The 25,307-nt window shown below is 72.2% G+C and carries 16 protein-coding genes; 5 read left to right on the forward strand and 11 right to left on the reverse strand.

Translation table 11 applies throughout. The annotated features are described in order from the left end of the window. Nucleotides 1–68: 68 nt before the first annotated feature. From ACIODU_RS28270 to ACIODU_RS28285, 4 genes are all read right to left on the reverse strand, one after another. Nucleotides 69–1,559, reverse strand: a complete 1,491-nt coding sequence (locus tag ACIODU_RS28270; protein WP_401770956.1) for a trifunctional class I SAM-dependent methyltransferase/NUDIX hydrolase/VOC family protein — start codon at nt 1,557–1,559, stop codon at nt 69–71. 188 nt (nt 1,560–1,747) lie between these two features. Then, the gene (locus ACIODU_RS28275; RefSeq protein ID WP_356433209.1) at nt 1,748–3,253 is read right to left on the reverse strand and encodes a tripartite tricarboxylate transporter permease; all 1,506 of its coding nucleotides are present in this window, start codon (nt 3,251–3,253) and stop codon (nt 1,748–1,750) included. A 3-nt stretch (nt 3,254–3,256) separates the two neighbouring features. Then, a complete protein-coding gene (locus tag ACIODU_RS28280; RefSeq protein ID WP_401770959.1) occupies nt 3,257–3,823 on the reverse strand; it encodes a tripartite tricarboxylate transporter TctB family protein in 567 nt (188 codons plus the stop codon). Next, complete coding sequence (locus ACIODU_RS28285) at nt 3,820–4,803, reverse strand: tripartite tricarboxylate transporter substrate-binding protein (RefSeq protein WP_356433211.1); 984 nt, start codon at nt 4,801–4,803, stop codon at nt 3,820–3,822. The genes ACIODU_RS28280 and ACIODU_RS28285 overlap by 4 nt, the downstream gene beginning before the upstream one ends. Nucleotides 4,804–4,949: 146 nt before the next feature. Here ACIODU_RS28285 and ACIODU_RS28290 point away from each other — a divergent pair, with 146 nt between their 5' ends. Then, complete coding sequence (locus tag ACIODU_RS28290; protein ID WP_356433216.1) at nt 4,950–5,633, forward strand: response regulator; 684 nt, start codon at nt 4,950–4,952, stop codon at nt 5,631–5,633. A 265-nt stretch (nt 5,634–5,898) separates the two neighbouring features. Next, the gene (locus ACIODU_RS28295; RefSeq protein WP_401770961.1) at nt 5,899–7,011 is read left to right on the forward strand and encodes a lytic polysaccharide monooxygenase; all 1,113 of its coding nucleotides are present in this window, start codon (nt 5,899–5,901) and stop codon (nt 7,009–7,011) included. Between the two features lie 99 nt (nt 7,012–7,110). On the opposite strand, the gene ACIODU_RS28300 is transcribed toward ACIODU_RS28295, so the two are convergent. The 5 genes from ACIODU_RS28300 to ACIODU_RS28320 form a co-directional block, all read right to left on the reverse strand. Then, complete coding sequence (locus ACIODU_RS28300; RefSeq protein ID WP_401770964.1) at nt 7,111–7,665, reverse strand: hypothetical protein; 555 nt, start codon at nt 7,663–7,665, stop codon at nt 7,111–7,113. A gap of 144 nt (nt 7,666–7,809) precedes the next feature. Next, a complete protein-coding gene (locus ACIODU_RS28305; protein ID WP_401770966.1) occupies nt 7,810–8,727 on the reverse strand; it encodes an esterase/lipase family protein in 918 nt (305 codons plus the stop codon). 172 nt (nt 8,728–8,899) lie between these two features. After that, a complete protein-coding gene (locus tag ACIODU_RS28310; RefSeq protein ID WP_401771081.1) occupies nt 8,900–9,865 on the reverse strand; it encodes a DNA polymerase thumb domain-containing protein in 966 nt (321 codons plus the stop codon). Beyond that, complete coding sequence (locus ACIODU_RS28315; RefSeq protein ID WP_401770969.1) at nt 9,862–13,476, reverse strand: DNA polymerase III subunit alpha; 3,615 nt, start codon at nt 13,474–13,476, stop codon at nt 9,862–9,864. The genes ACIODU_RS28310 and ACIODU_RS28315 overlap by 4 nt, the downstream gene beginning before the upstream one ends. Before the next feature lie 259 nt (nt 13,477–13,735). Next, a complete protein-coding gene (locus tag ACIODU_RS28320) occupies nt 13,736–14,818 on the reverse strand; it encodes a S1 family peptidase (RefSeq protein WP_401771084.1) in 1,083 nt (360 codons plus the stop codon). A 402-nt stretch (nt 14,819–15,220) separates the two neighbouring features. Between ACIODU_RS28320 and ACIODU_RS28325 the strand changes: the two genes are divergently transcribed. The 3 genes from ACIODU_RS28325 (at nt 15,221) to ACIODU_RS28335 (ending at nt 19,913) form a co-directional block, all read left to right on the forward strand. Then, on the forward strand, nt 15,221–16,087 hold the full coding sequence (locus ACIODU_RS28325; RefSeq protein WP_356431720.1) for an alpha/beta fold hydrolase: 867 nt from the start codon (nt 15,221–15,223) through the stop codon (nt 16,085–16,087). Between the two features lie 100 nt (nt 16,088–16,187). After that, nucleotides 16,188–17,489: a PP2C family protein-serine/threonine phosphatase gene (locus tag ACIODU_RS28330; RefSeq protein ID WP_356431721.1), complete on the forward strand. Its 1,302-nt coding sequence runs from the start codon at nt 16,188–16,190 to the stop codon at nt 17,487–17,489. 156 nt (nt 17,490–17,645) lie between these two features. After that, nucleotides 17,646–19,913 carry a catalase gene (locus ACIODU_RS28335; protein WP_401770972.1) on the forward strand — a complete coding sequence of 756 codons (2,268 nt, stop codon included), beginning with the start codon at nt 17,646–17,648 and terminating at the stop codon, nt 19,911–19,913. Between the two features lie 61 nt (nt 19,914–19,974). Here ACIODU_RS28335 and fxsT read toward each other — a convergent pair whose 3' ends face one another. Both fxsT and fsxC read right to left on the reverse strand, forming a co-directional pair. Beyond that, a complete protein-coding gene (fxsT, locus tag ACIODU_RS28340; RefSeq protein WP_401770974.1) occupies nt 19,975–23,922 on the reverse strand; it encodes an FxSxx-COOH system tetratricopeptide repeat protein in 3,948 nt (1,315 codons plus the stop codon). Beyond that, nucleotides 23,906–25,294, reverse strand: coding sequence for an FxsC protein (fsxC, locus tag ACIODU_RS28345; protein ID WP_401770977.1), 1,389 nt, complete (start codon nt 25,292–25,294; stop codon nt 23,906–23,908). The genes fxsT and fsxC overlap by 17 nt, the downstream gene beginning before the upstream one ends. Nucleotides 25,295–25,307: the final 13 nt, after the last annotated feature.

A 25,307-nucleotide genomic window follows, 5' to 3' on the forward strand; every position in this document is an offset into this window, starting at 1 on the left:
CTGAGGTCCGGATGCTCGCCGGACGCCGGCTTCCGGAGCCGTACGGAGCACGAGAGCGCCCCCGGTCGTCAGAGCCGTACCGGCCTGGTCGGCGCCACCAGCTCCACCTCGTACCCGGCCGGGTCCTCCAGATACGCCGCAAAGTGGTCCTCCCCGCCCGCGAACGGATGGCGGTCTCCGTACAGCAGCGTCCAGCCGTGCTCCGGCGCCCTGGCCACCAGGGCGTCCAGCGCGGTCCGGTCCGCCGCGTGGAACGCGAGGTGGTTGAGCCCCGGGGCCCGGCGGTCGTGCGCCCCGGGCCGCATGCCGGGCGACTGCTCGATCACCACATGCGTGTCGGCGCGCCGGAAGCTGCGTCCGTGCGCCCAGCGGCGGTACGGGGCGTAGCCCAGCTCACCGAGCAGCCAGCCCCAGCGCGCCTCGGCGGCGGGCAGGTCGGGGACCCACAGCTCTATGTGGTGGAGCGCGCCGCCGGTGGTGGCGGGCAGCGGGACGGCCCGGGTCGGCCCGTCGGGGGCGTACCGGATCGGGTCGTGGTCCTCGTGCCGGTGGATGAGGAACCGCTCGCCGGCGCGATAGGCCTCCAGGCCCGCCCGGCAGTACGCGACCATGTCATCCGGGAGGTCGGCGAGGGGGTGCCAGGAGAGGCCGGAACACTTCTGCGGCTCTCTGTTGTACGGCTCTCCTCCCCGTCCGTACTCCGCCTCGAAGAACCAGCCGATGCGGGCGCCGCCGCCCGGGCCCCGGTGCTGCATGACCAGGGCGACCTTCAGGTCCTCGGGCGCCAGCTCGACGCCGATCTCCTCGTCGGCCTCGCGGATCATGGCCGCCTGGACGTCCTCGCCCGCCTCGACGTGCCCGGAGGGGCCGTTGAGCAGGCCGTCCCCGTACCCGGTGCCCGCCCGGCGGGCCAGCAGCACGTCGTCGCCCCTGCGCAGGATGAGGTGGACGTCGACCACCTCGGTGTGGCGCCCGGGGCGGGCGGCCCGCGCCACCAGGACATACCGCTCGTCGTCCACCGGCCGGCCCCACAACTCGTGGTCGGCGGAGAGGCGTTCGTAGTGGACGCGCTCGGTGAGCGGGGCCAGCGCCTCCATGAGCCGGGCCGGGGCCAGTCCCGTACCGGACCAGACCCCTTCGACCAGCACGAACCTGCCGCCGGGTCTGAGCAGGGACGCCCAGTGGCGCAGCACTTCGCCGGGGTCCGGCAGGAGCCACAGCACGTGCCGGGCGAGGATCACGTCGAAGGTCCGCTCCCCCACCGGGGGGCTCGTCGCGTCCCCCACCAGGATCTCGGCGTCCCGCCCGGCGAGCTTGGCCCTCGCCTGGGCGGCCATGGCGGGCGAGAGGTCGACGCCGGTCACGCGGTGGCCCTGCTCGGCGGCGAGCAGGGCCAGCGTGCCCGTACCGCACCCGAGGTCGAGCACCTGGGACGGCTCCTGGGGCAGCCAGTCCCGCATGCGGTCGGCCCAGGCCATCCGGACGGCGGAGTCCAGCAGCCCGTGGTCCGGCTCCTGGTCGAAGGAGTCTGCGAGAGCGTCCCAGTCGATCGAGGTCATGTTCCGATGGTGCCAGCCACCACTGACAGTGGAAGCCCATTCACGGTCACCCGCGGTCACCTTTTCCGGGGAGCATGCCCGAGTTGAGCGGTTTTCGGCCACGCTGTGTGTCCTCGGGCGCCGGGGAGAGCTCCCCGGCGTCCGAGGACGACGGCGTGCGGGGGCCTGCTTCCGGCCCATGTGGACGGCTATGGCGTGGACTCGCCACGCCCCCGCCCACGGGCGAGCAGCTTGCCCACCAACGGCCACACCAGCAACAGGAACACCACCGCGTACACGGTGACCGAGAAGGGTGTGTTGACGAGCCCGCTCACACTTCCGTCACTGATCTGGAGCGCGCGCCGCAGCTGTTGTTCCGCCGCCGGGCCGAGGATCACCCCGATGACGGCGGGCAGCACGGGCAGCCCGTACCGCCGCATCCCGAATCCGATCAGACCGATGATCAGCAGGATCACCAGGTCCAGCGCCTCCCCGCCGACCGCGTACGCGCCGACGGCCGCGAAGAAGAGGATCCCCGCGTAGAGGTAGGGCCTCGGGATGCGCAGCAGCTTCGCCCAGACCGGCGCGAGCGGCAGGTTGAGCGCGAGCAGCAGCACCATGCCGACGAAGAGCGAGGCGATCAGGCCCCACACCAGGTCGGGTTCGCGTTCGAAGAGGAGCGGGCCGGGCTGGATGCCGTACTGCTGGAAGGCGGCGAGCATCACGGCGGCGACGGCCGTGGTGGGCAGGCCCAGCGTGAGCATCGAGACGAGCGTCCCGGCGGCCGAGGCCGAGGCCGCCGACTCGGGGCCCGCGACACCCTCGATGGCGCCCTTGCCGAACTGGTCCTTGTGCTTGGAGAGCCGCTTCTCGGTGACGTACGAGAGGAAGGTCGGGATCTCCGCGCCGCCGGCCGGGATCGCGCCGAACGGGAAGCCGATGAGCGGCCCGCGCAGCCAGGGCTTCCAGGTACGCCGTACGTCCTCCTTGCCGAGCCAGGGGCGGCCGACCGGGATCGCCTCGCCCGAGGAGCGGCGCAGGTGGGCGGCGACCCACAGGGCCTCGCCGATCGCGAAGAGGCCGACCGCGACGATCACCACGTCGATGCCGTCGGCGAGTTGGAGCGAGCCGAAGGTGAGGCGCTGCTGGCCGGTCATCTGGTCCAGGCCGACGAGGCCGAGGGTGAGGCCGATGAGCAGCGAGGCGAGTCCGCGGATCCGGGAAGAGCCGAGGACGGAGGTGACGGCGATGAAGGCCAGCACCATGATCGCGAAGTAGTCGGGGGCGCCGATGTCCACCGCGAGGGAGGCGACGGTCGGGGCGAGGACGACGAGCAGGATCGTACCGATCATGCCGCCGGCGAAGTGGCCGCCCGCGGCGGCCGCCAGGGCCTGGGCGCCGCGTCCCGCCTTGGCCATCGGGTTGCCCTCGATGGCCGCGACGACGGCCGCGCTCTCGCCGGGGGTGTTGAGCAGGATCGAGGTGGTGGAGCCGCCGAACATCGCGCCGTAGTAGATCCCGGCGAACATGATGAACGCGCCGGTGGGTTCGAGTCCGTAGGTGACCGGGAGCAGCAGGGCGACGGCCATGGCCGGGCCGATGCCGGGCAGGACGCCGATCGCCGTGCCGAGCAGCACACCGATCGCGGCCCAGAGCAGGTTCATCGGCGTGAGAGCCGTACCGAACCCGTCCATCAGGGAGTTGAGGGAGTCCATTTCTTACAGCACCCCCATCAGCGGGCCACCGGGGAGGGGGACACCGAGCAGGTTGTCGAAGACGAAGTAGGTGACGAGGGAGAGGCCCGCGGCGATCAGCGGGTCCCGGTCGAGGTGGCGGCTGCCGAGCGCGTACGCCGAGCCCCAGAAGAGCAGGGCGCCGGATATCGGGAAGCCGAGGGGGCCGATGAGGACGGCGTTGCCGAGGAAGACTCCGGCGAGGAGCAGGACCGTACGCCAGTCGGCCGGTTCGCTCAGGTCGATGTCCTCGCCGCCCTCGGCCTCGCCCCGGCCGCCGCGCAGGACGTCGAGGGTGAGCAGGACGGCGACGACGACCAGGCCGACGCCGACCACGATCGGGACGGTCTTGGGGCCGACGGGGCCGCGCTGGGTGATCTCGACGTCCATGGTGAGAGCGTCGGTGAGGACGAGGACGCCGAGGGCGAGCAGCAGGGCGCCGACGCCGATCTCGGAGTGTTCGCGCAGCCAGGCGCGGCGCGCGCCGGGCCCGCCGGCGGGTGCCGCGGGGGTCCCGGGGGGTGTCGCGGTGGATTCGGTCGGTGTGGTCACAGTCCCAGCTCCTTCAGGACGGAGTCCACCCGGCGGTCCTCGGCGGCGAGGAAGTCGCCGAACGCGTCGCCGGTGAGGAAGGCGTCGTCCCAGCCGTTCTTCTTGAGGGACTCGCGCCACTCGGGCGAGTCGTGCAGCTTCTTGACGAAAGCGAGGAGTTTGGCGTTCTCCGCGTCGGAGAGGCCGGGCGGGGCGACGATGCCGCGCCAGTTGGTGAAGTCGGTGTCGAGGCCCGCCTCGCGCAGGGTGGGGGCGTCCAGGCCGGGTATCCGCTCCGGTCCGGTGACGGCGAGGAGCCGCAGCTCACCGGCCTTGATCTGGTCGAGGTACTCCCCGAGGCCCGAGACGCCGAAGGCGACCTTGTCGCCGAGGATGGAGGCGAGCAGTTCCCCGCCGCCGTCGAAGGGCACGTAGTTGACGGTCTTGGGCGCGATGCCCGCGGCCTTCGCCATCAGCATGGGGGCGAGGTGGTCGGGGCCGCCGGGCGAGGACCCGCCGCCGACCGGCACCTTGGCGGGGTCCTTCTTCCAGGCGGTGAGCAGGTCGGCGATGGTGCGGTACGGGGAGTTCTTGCCGACCACGACGATGTCCGACTCCTCCGTGATCCGGGCGATCGGAGTGGTGTCGGCGAGGGTCTTGGGGGACTTGTTGGTGTGGACGGCGCCGACGACGCCGAGGCCCATGGACATGGCGAGTTTGCCGTTGCCGTGCTCCCCGACGAGCCGGGTGAGGCCGACGGTGCCGCCGGCGCCCGGCAGGTTGAACACCTCGATGTTGTGGGTCAGCTCCGCGTCCTCGGCGTTCTTCGCCAGGGTGCGTGCCGTGATGTCGTACCCGCCGCCGGGCGTGTTGGGGACCATGAACCGCAGGCCGGGGATCTGCGTGCCGGTGTCGTCGCCGCTGCCCGCGGTGAGCAGGGGCGGCCCCACCAGCACCAGCAGTGCCGACCCGAGCAGGGCGAGGGGAGTGCGGAGTCGCACGTGTGCCGCCTTTCGGATTTCCTTTCGGATTTCCCTCGGAAAACTGTGAAGTGGCCCACATGTTGCCCGCGTGTTAACAAGCTGTCTCTCTTCCGGAACCAACGGACGTTGTGGTCGTTGTGGTCGCGCCCTACGGTGTCGGCGTGATGAAAGTGCTGGTGGTGGACGACGACTTCATGGTCGCGAAGCTGCACAGCCGTTTTGTGTCGGCGATGGACGGCTTCACGGTCGTCGGGGTGGCGCACAACGGCGCCGACGCGCTGCGCGCCGCCGAGGCGCTGCGCCCCGACGTGGTCCTGCTCGACATCTACCTGCCGGACATGGACGGCATCAGCGTGCTGCGCGAGCTGCGGGCGGCGGAGGAGCGGGACACGGGCCGCGCGGTGGCCGACGCGCTGTTCATCACGGCGGCCCGGGACGCGGGGGTGATCCGGGCCGCGCTGCGGACCGGTGCGCTGCACTATCTGATCAAGCCGTTCAACCAGACGGCGCTCCAGGAGCAGCTGCGGCACGTGGCGGCGCTGCGGACCCGGCTGGCGGGGCTGGGCGAGGCGCGCCAGGAGGACGTCGACCAGCTCTTCGGCACCCGGCCGCCGGGGAGCAGGGAACTGCCGAAGGGGCTCGCCGCCCATACGGCGGACCTGGTGGAACGTACGTTGCGGGAGTACCCGGACGGGTTGTCGGCGACGGAGTGCGCGGACGCGGGGGCCCTGTCGCGGGTGAGCGCCCGGCGCTACCTGGAGTACTTCGCGGATACGGGACGGGCGCGGGTGACGCTCAAGTACGGGGGGACGGGGCGGCCGGAGCGGCGCTACCGGTGGATCGGCTGAGTGCGGTGCGGGGTGGTGGAGCCCGCGCGGTGGTTTCCTCAGGGGCCTCTTAGGTCTTCCTTAAAGGAGGCATAAGGATCGGCTCCGCCCCCTGGTGGCGCCGGATTCGGGGGCCGGGAGCGGCTAGTTTGCTGAGCGCCGGAGCGGGGTCGGCACCGGAGGGCAGGGCATCGGGAGGTTGCCTTGCCGGCTGGTGCCTCCCGCTCCGGACTGTTCGCCTGTACAGCTCCCCGCAGCTGGTGCCGCTCAGAAGGAGAACCACTTCATGACCGCTCGTCGTACCGCCACCGGGATCGTCGTCCTCGGCGCCGCTCCCCTCGCGCTGGCCGCGCTCGCCGCCGGCCCGGCCGCCGCGCACGGTTCGATGACGGACCCGGTCAGCCGGGTGGCCGCGTGCTTCGCCGAGGGTCCCGAGAACCCCAGGTCGGAGGCGTGCAAGGCGGCGGTGGCGGCCGGGGGCACCCAGGCGCTGTACGACTGGAACGGGGTCAACATCGCCAACGCGGACGGGAAGTCCCGGCAGTTGATCCCGGACGGCAAGCTGTGCAGCGCGGGCAACGACAAGTTCAAGGGGCTCGACCTGGCGCGCGCCGACTGGCCGTCGTCCCCGATGACGGCGGGCAACCGCACCTTCCGCTACAAGGGCACGGCGCCGCACCGGGGTTCCTTCGAGCTGTACGTCACGAAGGACGGATACGACCCGGCCAAGCCGCTCACCTGGTCGGACCTGGAGGCGAAGCCGTTCCTCAAGGTCACCGACCCGAAGCTGGTGAACGGCGACTACGTGTTCACGGGGATCGTCCCGAAGAAGACGGGCCGTCACCTGATCTACTCGATCTGGCAGCGCTCGGACAGCCCCGAGGCCTTCTACACCTGCTCCGACGTGGTCTTCGGCAAGGACAACGGTACGGTCGACGGCGCCGTACCGGCCCCGTCCGCGCCCACCGAGCAGGAGGTCGCCGCCGGTACGGAGAAGTCGACCATCGAGCACAACGGGCACGGTGACAACGACGCGTCCACCGGCCCCGGCAGCGGAAGCGACTCCGGTACGACCGGGGCCACGGCCGCCGCGGAGAAGCCGGCGGCCGGCCCGGAGGACGACGACGACGCCAACTACCCCGAGGCCAAGAACGCCGCCGCCCCGGCCGAACAGGCTCCCGCCGCAGCCGACTCCGCCGACACCGCCGCCAATACCACTGCCACTGACACCGCCGCCGCGCAGCCCACCGGCTCCGAGGAGAACCTCGCCGAGACCGGCGCCGACGGCAGCACCCCGTACTTCGCGATCGGTGGCACGGCCGCGCTGGCCATCGGCGCCGCGGTGATGTTCGGCACGGTCCGCCGCAGGGCCGTCCCCTCCGGACGCCACGGCCGCTGAGCACCCGCGGACGCGGGTGGGCCCCGGTGTGACGAGCGCTCGTCACACCGGGGCCCACCGCTGTCCGGGACCGCCGACCGGGGGCCGGCGGAAGTCCGGCTAGCCCTGGTGGAAGATGGTCGCGCCCCAACGCGCCTTCCACCGGCCGTCGCCGAACTTCAGGTCCGCCGTACACGTGCCGGTGTCGCCGTCACACGTCAGTCCGGTCACCGGGACCGGAGCGGCGAGCGCCGCCGCGCTCCGCTCCATCGAGCCCGGCGCCTGGTGGAACACCGACGCGTCCCAACGCGCCTTCCACCGGCCGTCACCGAACTTCAGGTCCGCCGTGCACTTGTACGTGTCCCCGTCACACGTCAGCCCCGTCACGGGGACCGGAGCCGCGACCGCCGCCGCGCTCCGCTCCGCCGACCCGGCCTGGTGGAACACCGACGCGTCCCAACGCGCCTTCCACCGACCGTCACCGAACCGCAGGTCCGCCGTACACTTGTACGTATCACCGTCACACGTCAGCCCCGTCACGGGGACCGGGGCGGCTGCCACGGGGGCGGCCGCCGCCGGAGGTGCCGAAGCCGTCGTCGTGGCGGTCGCGGGGCTGGTGAGGCCGATGCCGAGAGCGGCGACCGTGGCGAGGGAGCCGGCCAGAATGCGCAGCACGAGGGTGTCCTTCCGTCGGAACGCGGACACGGGGTGTGTCCGCCGAGGGGAAGACTGCTGCTTCTGGCCGCTCACCAACCGTAATCAACCGGCCCTTCATCACAACGAGTTACGAAACCCGCCGCGGACCCGGCGTGGCGCGGGTCAGCCGAGCACCGACGCGCAGGTGGTCGGCGTCGCCCGGCCCGGGTCCAGCGCGTTGGCCACCTCGTGGAAGGCGACGCGGTCGAGGAGCCCGATGGCCACGTGGTCGGAGAGGTCGACCGGGCAGAGGTCCTGGAGCAGTACGTTGCGCACACCGGGGCCGGTCAGGAACTGGGAGCGGTACGGCGTGACCACCTGGTCGTACCGCGTGGCGATGACGGTGTAGCGCACCCCGGGGACGGTGTCACCGCCCTCGTTGAGCCGCGTCAGGAAGGGGGACCCGGCCACCTGGTCGGCGAGCCCCGGTGTCTTCTCGGTCAACAGGTCCCGCGCGCCCGGGAAGTACGGCAGGAGGCCGGTGAGCCCGAGCAGGGTGGTGCCGTGGTTGTCGGGGGCGATCCCGACCAGGGCGTTGACCTTCGCCGCCCCGCCGAGGAACTTGAGGTAGTGGCGCGGCATCATCCCGCCCTGCGAGTGCCCGACGAGGTCCGCCTCGGCCGCGCCGGTCGCGGCGAGCACCCGGTCGACGTACGTGGCGAGCTGCGCGGCGGAGGCGTCGATGGGGCCGAGGCCGTAGAACAGCGGCACGCCGGGGAGTTGGCCGTAGTCGAGCGAGAAGACGCAGTAACCCCGGTCGACCAGGTAGGGCGCGAGCCCGAGCCAGTTGTCGACGGCGTTCCCGAAGGTGCCGTGGACGAGGACGACCGGACGGGGGTGCGCCGCCGAGGGCTTGCAGGAGTAGTCGTTCCACCCCCTACTCACGGCGGAGGCGGAGGCAGTGGCGGAGGCGCGTGCGGGGGTGTCGATCGTGGTCGCGGCGGCCGGGGTCACGGCGATCGTCAGTGCGGTCAGCAGCGCGGCCAGCAGCACCGGCACACGCTTCCACGACCGTCTGTGCGGATCGTTCCAGGGCAGCATCGGGCGATCTCCTTGCGGCTCAAGGGAAATGGCGATGACTCTCAGCCCATATGGCCCGGACCACAAGGTTGGCTGTTCTCCTGCAAGTTACGCACGAGTAGAAAGCAGAAGGGAAGTTACGCGTCAGTAAAATGTGACGTGCTTCACGTACTCCACGCGCTTCACGTTAGCCTCACGCGGCCAGCGATCCCGGCAGCAACACTCCGGCCCCGAACTTCGCCCGGACCAGGTCGGCCACCGCCTCGATCCGCCGCGCCCGCTCGTCGGCCGGGTCGAACGTCAGCTGCCGGGCGGCCCGGTCGGCCGGGACCAGCCCCTCGGCCCGTACGGAAAGAGCCCGCACCCGCGCCCGTTGCAGTCCGAGCGACCCATGGATCCGGTACACGGCTCCGGCGAGCGCCGCGGAGTGCGCGGTCGGCTCCCGCAGCGCGCGGGTACGGACGGTCGTGGACCGGTCCGCGTACCGCACGGTGAGGGTGAGGGCCCCGCACACCTGGCCCGCCCCCCGCATCCCGGCCCCCAGCTCCTCCGTGATCGAGAGCAGCGCGCGCCGCTGCCGTTCCTGGTGCAACTCGTCCAGCGGGAAGGTCCGTTCGGCCGCGATCGAGCGCGCGGCGGCGTTCGGGACGACCGCCGTACGGTCGATGCCGTGCGCCTTCTCGTACACCTCGCGCCCCAGGCGCACCCCGATGAGCCGCTGGAGCGTCGGGAGCGGTACGGCGGCGGCCGCGCCGATGGTGTCGAGACCGTACGACCGCAGCGTGCGGGCCGTCGCCGTACCGACGCCGGGCAGCGCGCCGACGGGCCCCGGCGCCAGGAACCGCTCGACCGCGCGCTCGTCGTCGGGCACCACGTACGTCGTCCCCGGCGCGGCCTCGTGCGCGGCCATCCGGGCCAGCATCGGGGTGGCGGCCACCCCGATCACACAGCCGGTCCCGAGGTGCGCGAGCGCCCGCACCCGCAGGACGGCGGCGATCCCGGCCGCGTCGAGGCCGAAGTACCGTTCGGCGCCGCGCACATCGACCAGCGCGGAGCCGGGGGGCAGCACCTGGACGACCGGGCTGATGTCCTCGATCAGCCCGAGCAGCGCGGGCAGGGCCGGTTCGGCGTCGCGGGGCAGCCGTACGCAGAGGATCATCCCGCGCTCCCGGGGCTGGAGTGCCACAACTTCCGCCCGGTGGGCAGGCCTTCGCCGGGCGGCCGGAGGTCGGACCACGGGTTCATCTCGTACCCGGTGGACATCTTGATCCGCCGGCCGTTGTCCCCGGACGCGGCGGGGGCGGCCGGAGAGGCCGGCGGGCCGAGCGCCGGTCCGGGAGCCGGGCCGGGCGAAGAAGACGAAGAAGACGAGGAAGGCGAAGGAGCCGTCGCCGCCGCGTCCAGCGCCGCCGCGACCGCCTCCAGCCCGCCCTCCTTCCGCAGCTCCACCAGCTCCGCCAGGTTCCACGCCGCCGCCCCGACCACGCTCAGGCTCTGCGAACCGCGCCGCTGCACCACGCCCCGTACCAGCAGCAGCCAGGAGTGGAACACCGTGTGCGCGCACGCCTCGTGGCTGTCGTCGAAGAAGGCCAGGTCGACCAGGCCCGTCCCGTCGTCCAGCGTCGTGAAGATGACCCGCTTGCCGGAGCGGATCGGCGGGGTCTGGGTCGCCACCTTGGCCCCCGCCACCAGGACGGTCCTGCCGTGGGGCACGTCCCGCAGCCGTTTGGCCGAGATCGCGCCCAGCTCCTTGAGGAACGCGTAGTGATCCCCCATCAGATGGCGGGAGGCGTCCATGCCGAGGACACCCAACTCGGCGCTGAGACGCTCCGCGTCGCCCAGGTCGGGCAGTCCGACGGGAGCGGTCCGCTGCCCGCCGTCCAGCGGGAGTTGGTCACCGCGGGAGCCCACCCGCCGCTGTGCGCCGTGCAGTTCGGACAGGTGCAGCAGCAGGTCCCGGCGGTTGGCGCCGAAGGCGTCCAACGCGCCCACCTGCGCGAGCCGTTCGGCCACCGGGCGGCCCGGCCTGGCCCGCTGCCAGAAGTCCAGCAGTGAGGAGTACGGCTGCCCCGCCTCGATCCGTGCCGCCTCCGCCTCGCTGATGCCGTGGACGTCGGAGAGCGCCAGCCGCAGCCCCCAGGTCCCCGGCGACACCCCTTCACCGGACACCAGTTCGATTCGATGGGTGACGGCCGACCGGTTCACGTCCAGCGGCAGCACCGGCACCCCCCGCCGCCGCGCGTCCGCCAGCAGCAGCCTCTTCGGGTACATCCCCGGGTCATGGGTGAGCAGCCCCGCGTAGAAGGCGGCCGGGTGGTGCGCCTTGAGCCAGGCCGACTGATAGGTCGGTACGGCGAACGCGACCGCGTGCGCCTTGCAGAAGCCGTACGAGCCGAACGCCTCGATGATCTCCCAGGTGCGCGCGATCACGTCGGGCGCGTACCCCCGCTCCCGCGTCAGCCGCTCGAACCAGACCTTGATCCGGCCCTGCGACCCGGGGTCGGACAGTCCTCTCCGCACCTTGTCCGCCTCCTCCTTGCCGCAGCCCGTCATGATGTCCACCATCCGGATGATCTGTTCGTGGAAGACGACCACCCCGTACGTCTCGCTCAACGCGTCCTCCAGGTGGGCGTGGGGGTAGCGGACGGGCGCCCGGCCGTGCCGGGCCTCGATGAACGGGCGCACCATGTCGGCCGCCACCGGTCCCGGCCGGAAGAGCGAGATGTCGACCACCAGGTCGTGGAAGGTCGCGGGCTGGAGCCGGCCGACCAGGTCGCGCTGTCCCGGCGACTCGATCTGGAAACAGCCCAGGGTCTCGGCCGAGCGGATCAGCCGGTACGTCTCCGGGTCGCCCTCGGGCACCTGTGCCGGATCGTCCAGGTCCAGGTCCTCGCCCGTGGCGCGCGCGATCTCCGTGACCGCGTGGGCCATCGCCGACTGCATCCGTACGCCCAGGACGTCGAGTTTGAGCAGCCCCAGCCGCTCGACGTCCTCCTTGTCGAACTGGGCCATGGGGAAGTGCTCGCCGCTGGTGGGCACCACCGGGGTACGGCGCAGCAGCGAGGCGTCCGAGAGCAGCACCCCGCACGGGTGCATGGCGATCCCGCGCGGCAGCGCGTCCAGCGCCTCCACCAGGTCCCACAGCCGGGCGTACTTCGCCCCGCCCCGCTCCGACTCCCCGGCCAGCGCGCGCAGTTCGGGCAGTTCCTCCATCGCGGCGCGGGCGTCCCTGGCCCGGATGTGCGGGAAGGACTTGGCGATCCGGTCGATGTCGGCGGGGTCCATGGAGAGGGCCGCGCCGACGTCCCGTACGGCATGGCGCACCCGGTACGTCTCCGGCATGGCGACGGCCGCGACCCGCTCGGGGCCGAACCGGTCGAGGATCGCGCGGTAGACCTCCAGGCGCCGCGCGGACTCGACGTCGATGTCGATGTCGGGGAGGCCCTTTCTGCGGGTGGAGAGGAAACGTTCCATCAGGAGGCCGTGCGCGACCGGGTCGGCGTGGGCGATGCCCAACAGGTGGTTGACCAGGGACCCCGCGCCGGAGCCCCGCGCGGCGACCCTGACCCCCATCCCCTTCACGTCGTCCACGACCTGAGCCACCGTCAGGAAGTAGGAGGCGAAGCCGAGTCGGTCGATCGTGCGCAGCTCGGCGTCCATCCGGTCCCAGTACTCCCGGTGGTCAGCGCGCCGGTCGTAGCCGCGCAGCACCATCCCGGCGGCGGCGCGGGAGCGCAGGACCCGCGCGGCGCTGCGGCGGTCCGCGCCGACCAGCCGGGGCTCGGGGAAGTGGACGGTGCCGATGCCCAGGTCGTCCTCGGGGTCGACCGCACAGCTCGCGGCGGTCTCCTCGGTCAGGGCGAGCAGCCGGTGCGCGATGTCCCGCCGGAATCCGGCGGCCTCGGCGACCAGCTCGGCGGTACGGACCATCGCGTCCGGGTCCTTGAGCCAGCGCTCCCCGCTGTCGAGGCCGCCGCGCGGGTCGATGGGCACCAGCCTGCGGGCCGAGTCGAGCACGTCGGCGACCGGCCCCTGCCCGGGGTCGGCGTAGCGCACGGCGTTGCTGAGCACGGCCCGTACCCCCTGGTCGGTGGCGAACCCGAGCGTGCGGGCGGCGTGCCGCAGCGAGCCGGGGCCGGTGCCCGTACGGCCGTGGTGCACGATCTCCAGGCGCAGCGCGTCCCCGTAGACCTCGCGCCAGGGCGCGAGGAGCCGGGCGGCCCGGTCGGGGCGTCCCGCGGCGAGGGCCCGGCCGGTCTCGGAGCCGGGTCCGAGGAGCACGGTCAGCCCGTCGCCGTGGTTGTCCTGCCAGGGCAGCAGCGGGCCGCCGTCCCCGGCGGCGTGCGCGGTGGAGACGAGCCGGCACAGGTCGGCCCAGCCGGCCGCGCCGTCCCGGGCGAGGAAAACGGCGCGGGGCGCGGACTCGTCCACGAAGGCCCCGCCCCGTACGGGCACCCGGCGGCGGGCGGTCCCGTCGGCGGGTGCCGTACGGGCCCACGCACCGCCGCCGGATCGCGGTTCCGTACGGACCGTACGGGCCCCCTCGGCGGACCGCTCCCCCACCGCCAGCTCCACCCCGAACAGCGGACGGATCCCCTCCTCGGCGCACGCCTGGGCGAAGCGGACCGTGCCCGCGAGGGTGTCGCGGTCGGTCAGCGCGAGGGCGTCCATGCCCCGCGCGGCCGCGCGCTCGGCCAGCCGCTCCGGGTGCGAGGCCCCGTACCGCAGGGAGAACCCGGAGACGGTGCGCAGATGCGTGAACCCGGGCATCGGCACCTCCTGGCTCCGTCCGTTCTCACCGTTCTCACCTCCCCGTCCCCCACCATAGACCAAGTTTCGAACGTGCGTACGATTAGCGTCCCCGCGCCCACCCGACCCCCTCCCACCTGCGGGGATATCCCGAGCCCTGCGCCGCCCCGGCCCCTGCGCCACCCCGGGAACGCCTCACGCGCCGGACGGGGCCGATGTGCGGGCCCGTCCGGCGCGTGAGGTCGATCAGTCGGTCAAAGGAAAGAAAAGAGGCGCGGCGTCAGCCGATCTGCGCCCCGAACGCCGCCAGCGCCTCCGGCACCGGCTGGAAGAACGTCGTCCCGCCCGCCGTGCAGTCGCCGCTGCCGCCCGAGGTCAGCCCGAGCGCCGTGGAGCCCGCGAACAGCGAGCCGCCGCTGTCGCCCGGCTCCGCGCAGACCGTGGTCTGGATCAGCCCGTTGACGATGTCGCCGTTGCCGTAGTTCACGGTGGCGTCGAGCCCGGTGACCTGGCCGCTGTGCACCTGGGTGGTGGAGCCGCTCCGGGTCACCTGCTGCCCGACCGTCGCCGCGCCCGCCCCGGTGATCGCCTGCGCGCTGCCGTTGTAGAGATCGACCTCGCTGGGGTGGGCGATCCCGGCGGCGTACTGGACCAGGCCGTAGTCGTTGTCGGGGAAGCTGGAGCCCGCGTTGGTCCCGATCGGGGTGCCCTGCGCGTCGGACCAGGTCTGGATGGCCGCCGTGCAGTGCCCCGCCGTCAGGAAGAACGGCTGGCCGTCCTTGACCACGTTGAAGCCGAGCGAGCAGCGTCCGCCGGGGCCCGTGATCGCGTCACCGCCGGCCACGAAGGGCTTGAACTCCCCGGCCACCTTGGACAGTTCGGCCTTGCCTCCCAGGTCCTTCACCACACCGCTGAGCTTCTGCCAGGCGGCGCCCACGACCGTGCTGTCGGCCGTGACGGCGAGCTTGTTGGTCACCGGGTCGACCGCCCAGGACGTGCCGGGGAGGGACGCCCGGTCGGTGAGGGTCCCCGCCGCGTCCTTGAGCTCGCCCAGGGTGTTCTCGACCAGTCTGGCCCGGCCGCCGGCCTCGCGGACCGTCTCGGCGGCCTGCTCGTCCACCACGTTCACCACCAGCGTCTTGGACGTGGCGTCGTAGTACGAGCCGGCCGCGTCGCCGCCGAGGCTGTCGCCGAGCGTCGAGGCGAGGTTTCCGGCCGCCGCGGCCGTCAGTGGCTTCAGGGTGGGAGGGGCCGTTCCTTCGCTGGCGTTCGCAGTCTGGAAGGTAAGGCCGGCCGCCACCAACGCGACCACCGCACCACCTGCCAGCGTCGCCCGCTTCTTCGAAATGCGCCGGTGCTGCACCATCGACCTCCTGTGGGGGGAACCGTGCCGGAGCATGTGGGGTGTCCTGGCACGGGGATGAGGCGCCCACTATTCCGAGACCGGCGAGCGGCACACAAGGCCGAGTTCAGGACGCGCTCACCGCCAGCCGAACGGCCCCGGACCCCTCGGCCATCCGGGGCGGGACAGGAACGGTTCCAGGTGCGAACACCCGGTGCGACCACCGGGGCAGCAGGGGGTAAGGACTAGTCCTGTCCTGAAACAGACCCTCACCGCTCACCTCCGTCCCAGCGGCCCCACGGCTGTCACGGCCGCCGTGGGACAAACGGCGTGAACCGGCCGCGCGGGCCGCCCTGATGGGTGATCAGCCCGCCGGCGGGGAATGCAGGAACACGGTGCTTGTACACGAGGGAGGGGTGGGGGTTGCGACGTCGCGTGCGCGGGGCGGACGGGCGGCATCTGATGGTGGAGCGACTGGGCGACCCGCACGGCAGACCGATCTTCCTGATGCACGGCACGCCGGGCAGCAGACTCGGCCCCGCCCCCCGCGGCCTGGTCCTGTACCAGCGGGGGATGCAGCTGATCGCCTACGACCGTCCGGGGTACGGCGATTCCGACCGGCTCCAGGGGCGCAGCGTCGCCGACGTGGCCCAGGACGTGACCACGATCGCCGACGCCCTGGGCCTGGAGCGGTTCGCCGTCGTGGGCCGCTCGGGCGGCGCCCCGCACGCGCTGGCCTGCGCCGCGCTGCTGCCCGACCGGGTGACCCGTACCGCCGCGCTGGTCACCCTCGCGCCCCGGGACGCGGCCGGGCTCGACTGGTTCGAGGGCATGGCCGCCTCGAACGTCCTGGAGTACACCACCGCGTCCGTGGACCCGGACGGGGTGGCGGCCCGGCTCACCCCGCGCGCCGACGCGATCAGGAAGGACCCGGTGCGGCTGCTGGACGATCTGCGCAGGGAGCTGACCGACTCCGACCGCAGGGTGGTCGCCGACGCCGGTGTCAGGATGATGCTGCTGCGCAACTACCAGGAGGCGCTGAGGACGTCGGCGTACGGCTGGATCGACGACGCCCTCGCCTTCTGCAGCCCGTGGGGCTTCGACCCCGCCGACATCCGGGGGCCCGTGCTGCTGTGGCACGGCGAGCAGGACGTCTTCTCCCCGGTCGGTCACACCCGCTGGCTGGCGGAGCGCATCCCGGACGTGACGACCGTGCTGGAGCCGGCCGCCGCGCACTTCGCCGCGCTGCACGCCCTGCCCCGTACCCTCACCTGGCTGCTCAACGACTGACCCGCGCCCGCGCCCGTTCGGAGTGGCGCCCCGCCTTGCGTCCTTGCCCGGGGGACAATCCCGCGACGTCCCCGGCCGCCGGGAAGAAAGGTGACACAGCATGGACCAGGAGCGCGAGGCGGGCGGGCGGCGCATGCTCGCCGGCCTGCTGGCCGCCAGTCATCTGATGCCCATCGAGCGGCTCCCGGAGGCGACGGCCGCCCACGCACGGGCCGCGGGGTTCACCCAGGTGCTGATCTACCTCGGTGACCTGGAACGGAGGGTGATGCGCCTGCTCGGCGGGACGGACCTGACGGGTGCCGGGCACGCGAGGGAGATGCGCGTCGACGGCACCACTCCCGGCCGGGCCTACCAGTACGGCCACGTCCTCCACGCCGCCCCGCCCGGAGACTCCGGGTCGTCCTGGTGGGTGCCGCTCCTGGACGGTACCGAACGCCTCGGCGTGCTCCGTGTGACGGCGGAGCGGGACGACGCCCGGACGCGGGAGGACATGGACCGGCTCGCGGCCCTCCTCGCGCTGATCATCGTCAGCAAACGGACCTCCAGCGACACCCTGGCCAAACTGGCCAGGACCGGCCCCCTGACCATCGCCGCCGAGATGCAGTGGAACCTGATGCCCCCCAGCACCTACGCCGACGGGCGGGTGGTGATCTGCGCGTCCATGGAACCGGCCCACCGGATCAGCGGCGACGCGTACGAATACGCCGTCGACGGTCCGCTGGTCCACCTGTCCCTCTTCGACGCCATGGGGCACGACACCGCCGCCGGCCTCTGCGCGGCGCTGGCCCTGGGAGCCTGCCGCAACGCCCGCCGGGAGGGCGCCGGTCTGATCACCACGGGCGAGGTGGCGGAGGCGGCGCTGATCGAGGAGTACCACCACCGGCGTTACGTGACCGGCGTCCTGGCCACCCTGGACACCCGTACCGGCCTGTTGAGCTGGGTCAACCGCGGTCACCAGCAGCCCATCATCATCCGCGGCAGCCGCTGGAGCACGCACCCCGAGTGCCGGCCCGCCCACCCCCTGGGCACCGGTCTGGGCCTGCCGGCCACCGTCTGCCGGGAACAACTCGAACCCGGTGACCGCGTCGTGCTCTACACGGACGGCATCACCGAAGCGCGCCGTCCGGGCGGGGAGGAGTTCGGCCTCACGCGCTTCACCGACTTCATCATCCGGCATCACGCCGACGGCCTGCCCGTCCCAGAGACCCTCCGCCGCCTGGTCCAGGCGGTGCTCGCCCACCACGACGGCGCGCTCCGGGACGACGCCACCGTCCTGCTGTGCGAGTGGATCGGCCCCGAGCCGGACGACACCGAGCGGGCGGCGGCGCTTTCCGGCCTGCCGGAGGGCGACGCCCCCGTCTCCCCCGGGATCCGGCGACCTCCCGGTGCCCCCATCGGGTGAACCCGTCGATCGGTGGGCGGCTTCGCCGCGTCAAGGGCCGCAGAAGGGGCACCCGTCTTAGGCGATTCCGGACACTGTCCCCTGTGGCACCCGGCGTCACTCCGCCCTCCCCCCCCCAACGATCGGAACACAGTGAGCGCCAAGAAGAAGAACCCCGTGACGGCTGTCGCCGACAAGGTGGCCGAGAAGGTGCAGGACGCCGTCCGGCCCGGCAACGAGATCCCGGGCGCCCCGGGACCGGTGCCGCCGCCGCTGGACGAGCCGACCGAGCCGACCGGTCCGCTGCCGCCCAAGCCCGACCAGCGCGGGCCCGACACGTACAGCCCGACCGGGCAGGAGACCGGAGTCCCCCCGAAGAAGGTGGCGCAGGGCGGGGAGCGGCTGACGACCGCGCAGGGGGCCCGGCTGTACGACACCGATCACTCGCTCAAGGCCGGCCCGCGCGGACCGGTGCTGTTGCAGGACCACCACCTGCGGGAGAAGATCACCCACTTCGACCACGAGCGCATCCCCGAGCGGGTGGTGCACGCCCGGGGCGCCGCCGCACACGGTGTCTTCCAGGGCTACGGCACCGCGTCGGGGATCAGCAGGGCCGCGTTCCTCGCGAAGGACGTCGAGACGCCCGTGTTCGTCCGCTTCTCCACCGTGCTCGGCTCGCGCGGTTCCGCCGACACCGTTCGCGACACCCGGGGCTTCGCGACGAAGTTCTACACCTCCGAGGGCGTCTTCGACCTGGTCGGCAACAACATCCCGGTCTTCTTCATCCAGGACGCGATCAAGTTCCCCGACGTGATCCACGCCGGCAAGCCGCACCCCGACCGGGAGATCCCGCAGGCCCAGAGCGCGCACGACACGTTCTGGGACTTCGTCACCCTGCACACCGAGGCCACCCACCACACGCTGTGGAACATGTCGGACCGGGGCATCCCGCGGTCCTACCGCATGATGGAGGGCTTCGGCGTCCACACCTTCCGGCTGGAGAACGCCGAGGGCACCACCACGCTGGTGAAGTTCCACTGGAAGCCGAAGCTGGGCGTCCACTCGCTGGTCTGGGAGGAGGCGCAGATCACCGCGGGCGTCGACCCGGACTTCCACCGCAGGGACCTGGCCGACGCGATCGAGGCGGGCGCGTTCCCCCAGTGGGAACTGGGAGTGCAGACCTTCCCCGACACCGACGACCAGATGTTCCAGGGCATCGATCTGCTGGACCCGACCAAATTCGTGCCGGAGGAACTGGCGCCGATCCAGCCGATCGGGCTGATGACGCTCGACGCGAACCCGTCGAACTACTTCGCCGAGACCGAGCAGGTCGCCTTCCACGTCGGCCACCTGGTGCCCGGCATCGACGTCACCAACGACCCGCTGCTCCAGGGCCGCCTGTTCTCCTACCTCGACACCCAGATCAGCCGGCTGGGCGGCCCCAACTTCGGGCAGCTGCCGGTCAACCGCACCCACGCGCCGGTCAACGACATGCTGCGCGACGGCATGCACCAGAGCGCCGTCCACAGCGGTGTGGCGCCCTACCGGCCGAACTCCCTCGACGGTGGCTGCCCGTTCCTGGCCGGCGCCGACACCGGTGCCTACATCGAGGTACCGGTCGAGGTGCCGGCGTCCCGCAAGGTCCGCGAGAACCCGGCGTCCTTCGACGACCACTTCAGCCAGGCCCGGCTGTTCTGGGTCAGCATGACACCCACGGAACGCGAGCACATCGTGGCCGCGTACACCTTCGAGCTGAACAAGTGCTGGGAGCAGGCGGTCAAGGAACGTGCCCTGCTCGTCCTCGCCAACATCGACGGCGAGCTGTGCGAGCAGGTCGCCGCCGGACTGGGTCTGCCGGCGCCGGCGGCGACCGTACCCCTGACCGAGCCGCAGCCCAGCCCCGCCCTGTCGCAGCTGGGCGGCAGGTGGCCGGGCGACGGCCGGATCATCGGCATCGTCACCGCCGGAGACCAGGATCTGTCCGGTGTACGGGAGGTCCGCCGGGCGGTGCTGGACGCCGGCATGGTCCCGCTGGTCATCGCCCCGACCGGCGGGAAGCTCGACCAGGACGGCGAACCCGTCACCGTGCAGCGCACCTTCGCCACCGCCCGCTCCACCGAGTTCGACGCCGTCCTCCTCGCCGGCGCACCGGCCCCCGGGGCCGACGCGCGCGGTGCCCGTGACGCCAAGGTCGACGACGACCTGGCGGTGGCCGCCGGGATCGACCCCCGGGTCCTCCTGCTGGTCACGGAGGCGTACCGGCACGGCAAGGCGCTGGGCGCGTGGGCGGACGGGGCCGACGTCCTGGAGACCGCCGGCATCGCACCCGACGCCCCCGGCGTGGTGACCACCGCCACCGACCACGCGGCGGTGCTGGACGGCGTCACCGAACTGCTGGCCCACCACCGCGCCTGGGACCGCTTCGACCCGGCGGTGGGGCGGTAGCCGGAGCTTCCTTCCCGGTGCCGGACGGGCCCGTGCCCGTCCGGCACCGGGAAGGAGACGCCTACACCACCAGCGGCTCCAGGTCGCGGTGCACCCTGCGCTCGTCCCGCGCCAGCCGGGTCAGCGCGTGGTCCTCGCCGAGCAGCTGGGTCAGCTCCTCCACCGTCTCCGCGCGGATCGGCGCCGCCTCGTCCTTGCGCCCCGACGCCCCCAGCGTCACACAGAGGTTGGAGACGACGGCGAGCACTTCGGGGTGGTGCGCGCCCAGCGACTCGCGCAACCCGGCCACCGCCTCCCGCTCGATGGCCAGCGCCTCTTCCAACTCCCCCAGGTCCGCCTTGGCGTTGGCGAGGTTGACCGTGCAGAAGAGCGTGTGCGGGTGTTCGTCCCCCAGCACCTCCCGCATGGCCCGCAGAGCGCCCTGGAGCAGTTGCTCCGCCAGCTCGGGCGCCCCGCAACCCCAGTGGTAGATACCGAGGTTGTTGATCGCGGCGAGGGTGTACGGGTGCCGCTCCCCCGGCACCTTCATGTACTGGTCCACGACCTCCTGCGCCAGGTCCCTGGCCGCCACCGGCTCCCCGGCCGAGAAGTGGTCGGCGGCCAGGTTCAGGTCGCAGGCCAGCGAGTCCGGGTTGACCTCCGTGCCGTACTTGGCGCGGTAGCGGTTGCGGGTGGCCGTGGTCAGCCGCCGCGCGTCCTCCAGGCGGCCCGCCCTGCGCAGCGACACGGCCAGGCTCTTGGCCGCGACGAGCGTGCCCGGGAACGCCTGCCCCATCTGCTCCTTGAGCGTCGCGTACGTCCGGCTGAGCAGCGCCGCCGAGTCCTCGTACCGGCCGATCTCCCGCAGGTCCCGCCCGAGGCTGGCGGCGGAGGAGAGGGTGTACGGGTGCACCGGGCCGAGCACCTCGGTGCGCCGGTCGAAGACGTCCTGGTCCAACTCCCGCGCACGGGCGAAGTATCCGACCATCCGCAGGTTCAGGGCCAGGTTGTTGGCGGCGGCGAGCGTCCGGGGGTGCGACTCGTGGAAGATCGAGCTGAACCCTTCGTGCGCCTCCGTCGCCAGCTCCATCGCCCTGCCGTACTCGCCGAGGGTGCCCAGGTCCATGGCGAGCCCGCTGGTGGTCATGTACGTGTGCGGGTGGGACGCCCCCAGCACCACGCGCTGGCGCGCCAGGGTCTCCTCGTCCAGCTCCCGCGCCTCCACGTAACGGCCTTGCGAGCGGAGGATGTTGGAGAGGTGGAACCGCAGGTAGAGGTATTGGAGATCGTCGTTGCCGAGCTTCTCACGCCAGACGTCCCGCAGGTCGCTGGCGAGTTCGAAGGCGGCCGGCAGGTCGCCGCGCTTCCAGAGGTAGCGCACGCGGTCGATCATCAGCCGGCGGGTCTCCGGCTTCTTGCACCGGGCGGCGTCCGACGGCACGAGGTGCGGCCAGATGGTGTTGAACCGCTCCCAGGTGCCGGGGTTGTCGATCGGCTCGTCGTCGTCGGGCCTGGCGCCCGCCAGGATCCGGTGGACGGCGTGCCGGGCGTCCTGCTGCTCCTCCTCGGTGAGCTGGGCCCTGATGATCGCCTGGACCAGCCGGTGCACCTGGATGCTGTTGCCGACCTGGTCGACCTTGGCCAGCGCGAACCGGCCGATCTCCCGGATGACGCGGCCGAGGACCAGCGTCTCCTGGAGCGAGGCGTCGTACGGCTTGAGCGCCTCGATCATCTCCTTGCTGTAGAGGAGGTTCGCGGAGATCGGCTCGGGGGCGAAGAAGGCGCAGAGCTGGAGCAGCCGTACCGCCGCGGGTGAGCGTTCCTTGAGCCGCTCGATGGAGATGTTCCAGGTGGCGGCGACCGGTTCGGGGTAGCCGACGGGCTGGTTGAGGGCCAGCACGCTGGGGGCCTGCTGGGCCAGTTGCTCCAGGTAGTCGCCGACGGGGGTGGCGGTCTCGGCGATCCAGGCGGCGGCCTGTTCGACGGCGAGCGGCAGGTCGCCGACGGCGGTGGCGACCTTGTCGGCGTCCGCGGTGCTCAGCCCGGGCGCACGCCGCTGGAGGTGTTCGACGGACTCCTCGCGCAGGAAGACGTCGACGGGCAGCGCGTCGCCGTACTGCGACCAGGTCTGGTTGCGCGAGGTCACCAGCACGTGCCCGGGGCCGCCCGACGGGAAGAAGCGCTTGAGGAGTTCGGGGTCGTCGGCGTTGTCGAAGACCAGCAGCCAGCGCGAGGACGGTACGCCGCGCCGCAGCAGGTCGACGGCCTCCTGCGAGGCGGCGGCCATGTCCTCGCCGCCCTGGGCCCCGAGCCGTACGGCCAGTTCGGCGAGGCCGGCCACCACGTCCGCGACCTGTTCGGAGGAGATCCACCAGACCAGGTCGTAGTCGGCCATGAAGCGGTGCACGTACTCCAGGGCGACCTGGGTCTTGCCGATGCCGCCGAGTCCGTACAGGGTCTGCGGCTGGGGCAGCACCACGGCCATGCCGCCGCCGAGCTGGTCGCGCATCCGCTCCAGGACGAGGGAGCGCCCGGTGAAGCCGGGGTTGCGGGCGGGCGCGTTCCAGATCTTGGGGACGGTGCCGGGGAAGCGCGGGCCCGGCGCGACCGCGTCGGTGAGCTGGACGGGCCGCTCCAGTGCGCGTAACAGGGCGGTGGTGGCGTGGACTTCGTCCAGCCGGTAGAGGTCGACGGGGTTGCGGTCGATGTACGGCGTGGTGAGCCGTACGTCCCCGACCCGCAGCGGCACCAGCTGCCGCCGGCCGCCGCCGGGGTCCTCGGAGGCGGCGCGGGTCCACACCTCCACGGCCCGGGCGGACTTGAGGTAGGCGGCGGACAGCAGCACGACGGTACGGGCCGCCGTCTCGGCGGTCGCGGCCGCGCCCTTGCCGGTCCCCGCCGCGTCCGGATCGGCGGAGACGTCCCGGGGCACGACCCGGAACCCGGCCCGGGTGAGCACCGATTCGACCCAGTCCGCCCACATCCGGTTCTCGGCGACGTAGCTGAGGAAGAGGTCGGCGGGCAACGAGGGGCGGCGGCGGGTGAAGGCGTCCCTGATGCGCAGCCGCGCCTCCTCCCCGACGGTGGGCATCGCGGTGACGGCGCCCTCGGTGACGTAGGCGGTGACCCGTTCGAAGGCGGAGAGCAGCGAGTTGCTCAGCCCGGCCTCGTCGCCGAAGGTCGCGAGGGTCTCCTCGTACGCGTAGTAGGGGCGGTACGGAATCTCCACCGCGCCCCAGTAGGCGGTGAGTTCCTCCCCGGAGAGCCCGGCGGGGAACCGGTCGAACTTGAGCCGGGCGAGGGCGCGTCCGGCGTCGGCCTTCTCCTTCTCGCCCTCGTCGATCCGCATCGGCACGGGGAAGATCTTGATGCCCCGGCCGCCGTAGCGCTCGTCGATCTGGCGGGCGACGGCCGCCGCGCCGTCGATGGACTGGTCGCTGAGGGTGAAGCAGTCGACGAGGACGTCGGGCAGGTGGACGGTGCAGATGTCGGCGATGTCGCTCAGACCGGTCCTGCTGTCGATGAGGACGTAGTCGTAGTGGGCCTTCATGTCGTCGCGCAGCGCGTCGAAGAAGTGGCCGCCGCCGAGCCGGTCGTAGAAGTTGTCCCAGTCGAAGGTGGAGACCGTCGCGGAGTACTCGCGGTTCTGCTTCCCGGCGGACACGAAGTCGAGCGTGCCGCCGGCCGGGAACTCCCAGCCCCGGTTCTCCGGGGTGAGGGAGACGGCGTGCGGCTGGATACGCGCGTAGTCACGGTGCCAGTCGTCGGACCGCTCCACGGGACTGGTCGCGGCCCACGCGTACTCGGTGATCAGGTCGATGACCCCGGTGGTGGCACCGAGGGTGGAAGGGTCGAGGAAGGGGTGGAAGAACCGGTGCAGGCCGGGGGCCTCCAGGTCCCAGTCGACCGCCAGAACGCGTTTCCCGTTGGCGGCGAGAATCCAGGCCGTGTTGGCGAGGGCCATCGTGCGGCCCGTACCTCCCTTGTACGAGTAGAAGGTGACGATGCGTCCGTCACGACGTTCTGTCATCCGTGTCCTCCGCATCGGGCGCCGGGTCGTGCGTCTCGGGCAGGTAGTAGGTCGTCGCGTACTCGGCGGCCATCGGGCCGCGCAGGCGCGGCCGTTCGGTGTGGCCGCCGCCGGCCGGCGGGTAGACCGCCGCGTGTCTCAGGTACTGCTGGGCCGCCGCCTCGACGACCTGCGGCAGGATCTGGCCGAACGCCTCCATGCTGGGCACGCCCTTGGCGGCGGCCCGGCAGGCGGTGCGGCCCTGCCCCATCTTCCGGGGCATGGTCCGCTCCAGCTGTTCGCTCAGCTCCGTCTCGGCCGCCCTGCTCTGCTGGTCCTCGCGGTTCCACGGCACGACAACGCTCACCCAGGGCCGGTGCTCGGCGTCGAACGCGGCGAGCCGCTCGCGCTGTTCCTCGTCGTGCAGCGCCCACCGGTCGACCAGCAGGATCTCCGGCCGGGTGGGCGCCTGTTTGCCGTCGTGCGGTACGGCGACGTCGTCGAACGACATGATGTCCGCCTGGTAGTTGAGCGAGCGCACCAGATCCCGGGCAACGTACGCCAACGGCCTGACGGAGTCCGGGTGGTAGGGATTCCAGTCCTGCGCCGTACCGCCGTAGTAGTGCGGCGTCCGCCCCTCGGGCAGGTCGTGGTGGGTGGGCGCGGCCACGGTGACCTGCATGGGCCGCGGACCGCCGTTGACCCCGAACGCGCTGGGCACCTGGCGGTAGTCGAGGGGCCGGCCGGGACCGACGGCCGCGGTGTCGGCGACACTGACGATGCGTTTGGCGAGTTCGTACACCGCCCGCTCGTACTCCTCGGCGAAGATCCGGAGCTTGATCAGCCCGTAGAGCCCGTCGGTGACGTAACGGTCCCCGAAGTCGCGGTGGTTGAACTGCAACCGCTCGGCGGGGCCCGGGAGTTGTTGCGGCGGCACCGGCACCCAGAGGGCCGGCACGATCGCGTCCGACGGGTTGTTGCTCTTCGCCTGCTGGTAGATGACACGCTGCGCGAACGCGTACCACTCCTTGCCGCACATCTCGCTGGCGAAGTAGCGCGGCGAGAACAGCGGCACGAACACCCGGCAGGTGGAGAGGACTTCGCCGAGCCGTTCCGACCAGCCCTCGCCGGAGCGTATCTCCCGGTCGATGAAGCCGGGCGGCGCGCCCGCCGGCAAATCGGTCATGGCCAGCACATGGCCGCACAGATCCCGGAAGAGCCGCTCGACCCACATGTCCGGGTCGGGCCCTCCCGCCCCGTCCCTCGGTGTGTGTGCGTAACTCAGAAAGAAATACGGCCGATGGTCAGCCGCTCGTTGCCGCGGTGACGCCTGCACACGACCCCCGTCCTGTGTCTTGGCGAACTCATCATTCCGGAGCGGAGCCCCCTCCATCCCCGTGACGTTC

This window comes from Streptomyces sp. NPDC088261 (assembly GCF_044740805.1).
Lineage (GTDB): Bacteria > Actinomycetota > Actinomycetes > Streptomycetales > Streptomycetaceae > Streptomyces.

Excerpts from the sequence above, each read along its gene's own strand:
- ACIODU_RS28270 (WP_401770956.1), bottom strand. The coding sequence starts at position 1,559 with ATGACCTCGATCGACTGGGACGCTCTCGCAGACTCCTTCGACCAGGAG.
- ACIODU_RS28275 (WP_356433209.1), bottom strand. The coding sequence starts at position 3,253 with ATGGACTCCCTCAACTCCCTGATGGACGGGTTCGGTACGGCTCTCACG.
- ACIODU_RS28290 (WP_356433216.1), top strand. The coding sequence starts at position 4,950 with ATGAAAGTGCTGGTGGTGGACGACGACTTCATGGTCGCGAAGCTGCAC.
- ACIODU_RS28295 (WP_401770961.1), top strand. The coding sequence starts at position 5,899 with ATGACCGCTCGTCGTACCGCCACCGGGATCGTCGTCCTCGGCGCCGCT.
- ACIODU_RS28305 (WP_401770966.1), bottom strand. The coding sequence starts at position 8,727 with ATGCTGCCCTGGAACGATCCGCACAGACGGTCGTGGAAGCGTGTGCCG.
- ACIODU_RS28310 (WP_401771081.1), bottom strand. The coding sequence starts at position 9,865 with ATGATCCTCTGCGTACGGCTGCCCCGCGACGCCGAACCGGCCCTGCCC.
- ACIODU_RS28315 (WP_401770969.1), bottom strand. The coding sequence starts at position 13,476 with ATGCCCGGGTTCACGCATCTGCGCACCGTCTCCGGGTTCTCCCTGCGG.
- ACIODU_RS28330 (WP_356431721.1), top strand. The coding sequence starts at position 16,188 with ATGGACCAGGAGCGCGAGGCGGGCGGGCGGCGCATGCTCGCCGGCCTG.
- fxsT (WP_401770974.1), bottom strand. The coding sequence starts at position 23,922 with ATGACAGAACGTCGTGACGGACGCATCGTCACCTTCTACTCGTACAAG.
- fsxC (WP_401770977.1), bottom strand. The coding sequence starts at position 25,294 with ATGGAGGGGGCTCCGCTCCGGAATGATGAGTTCGCCAAGACACAGGAC.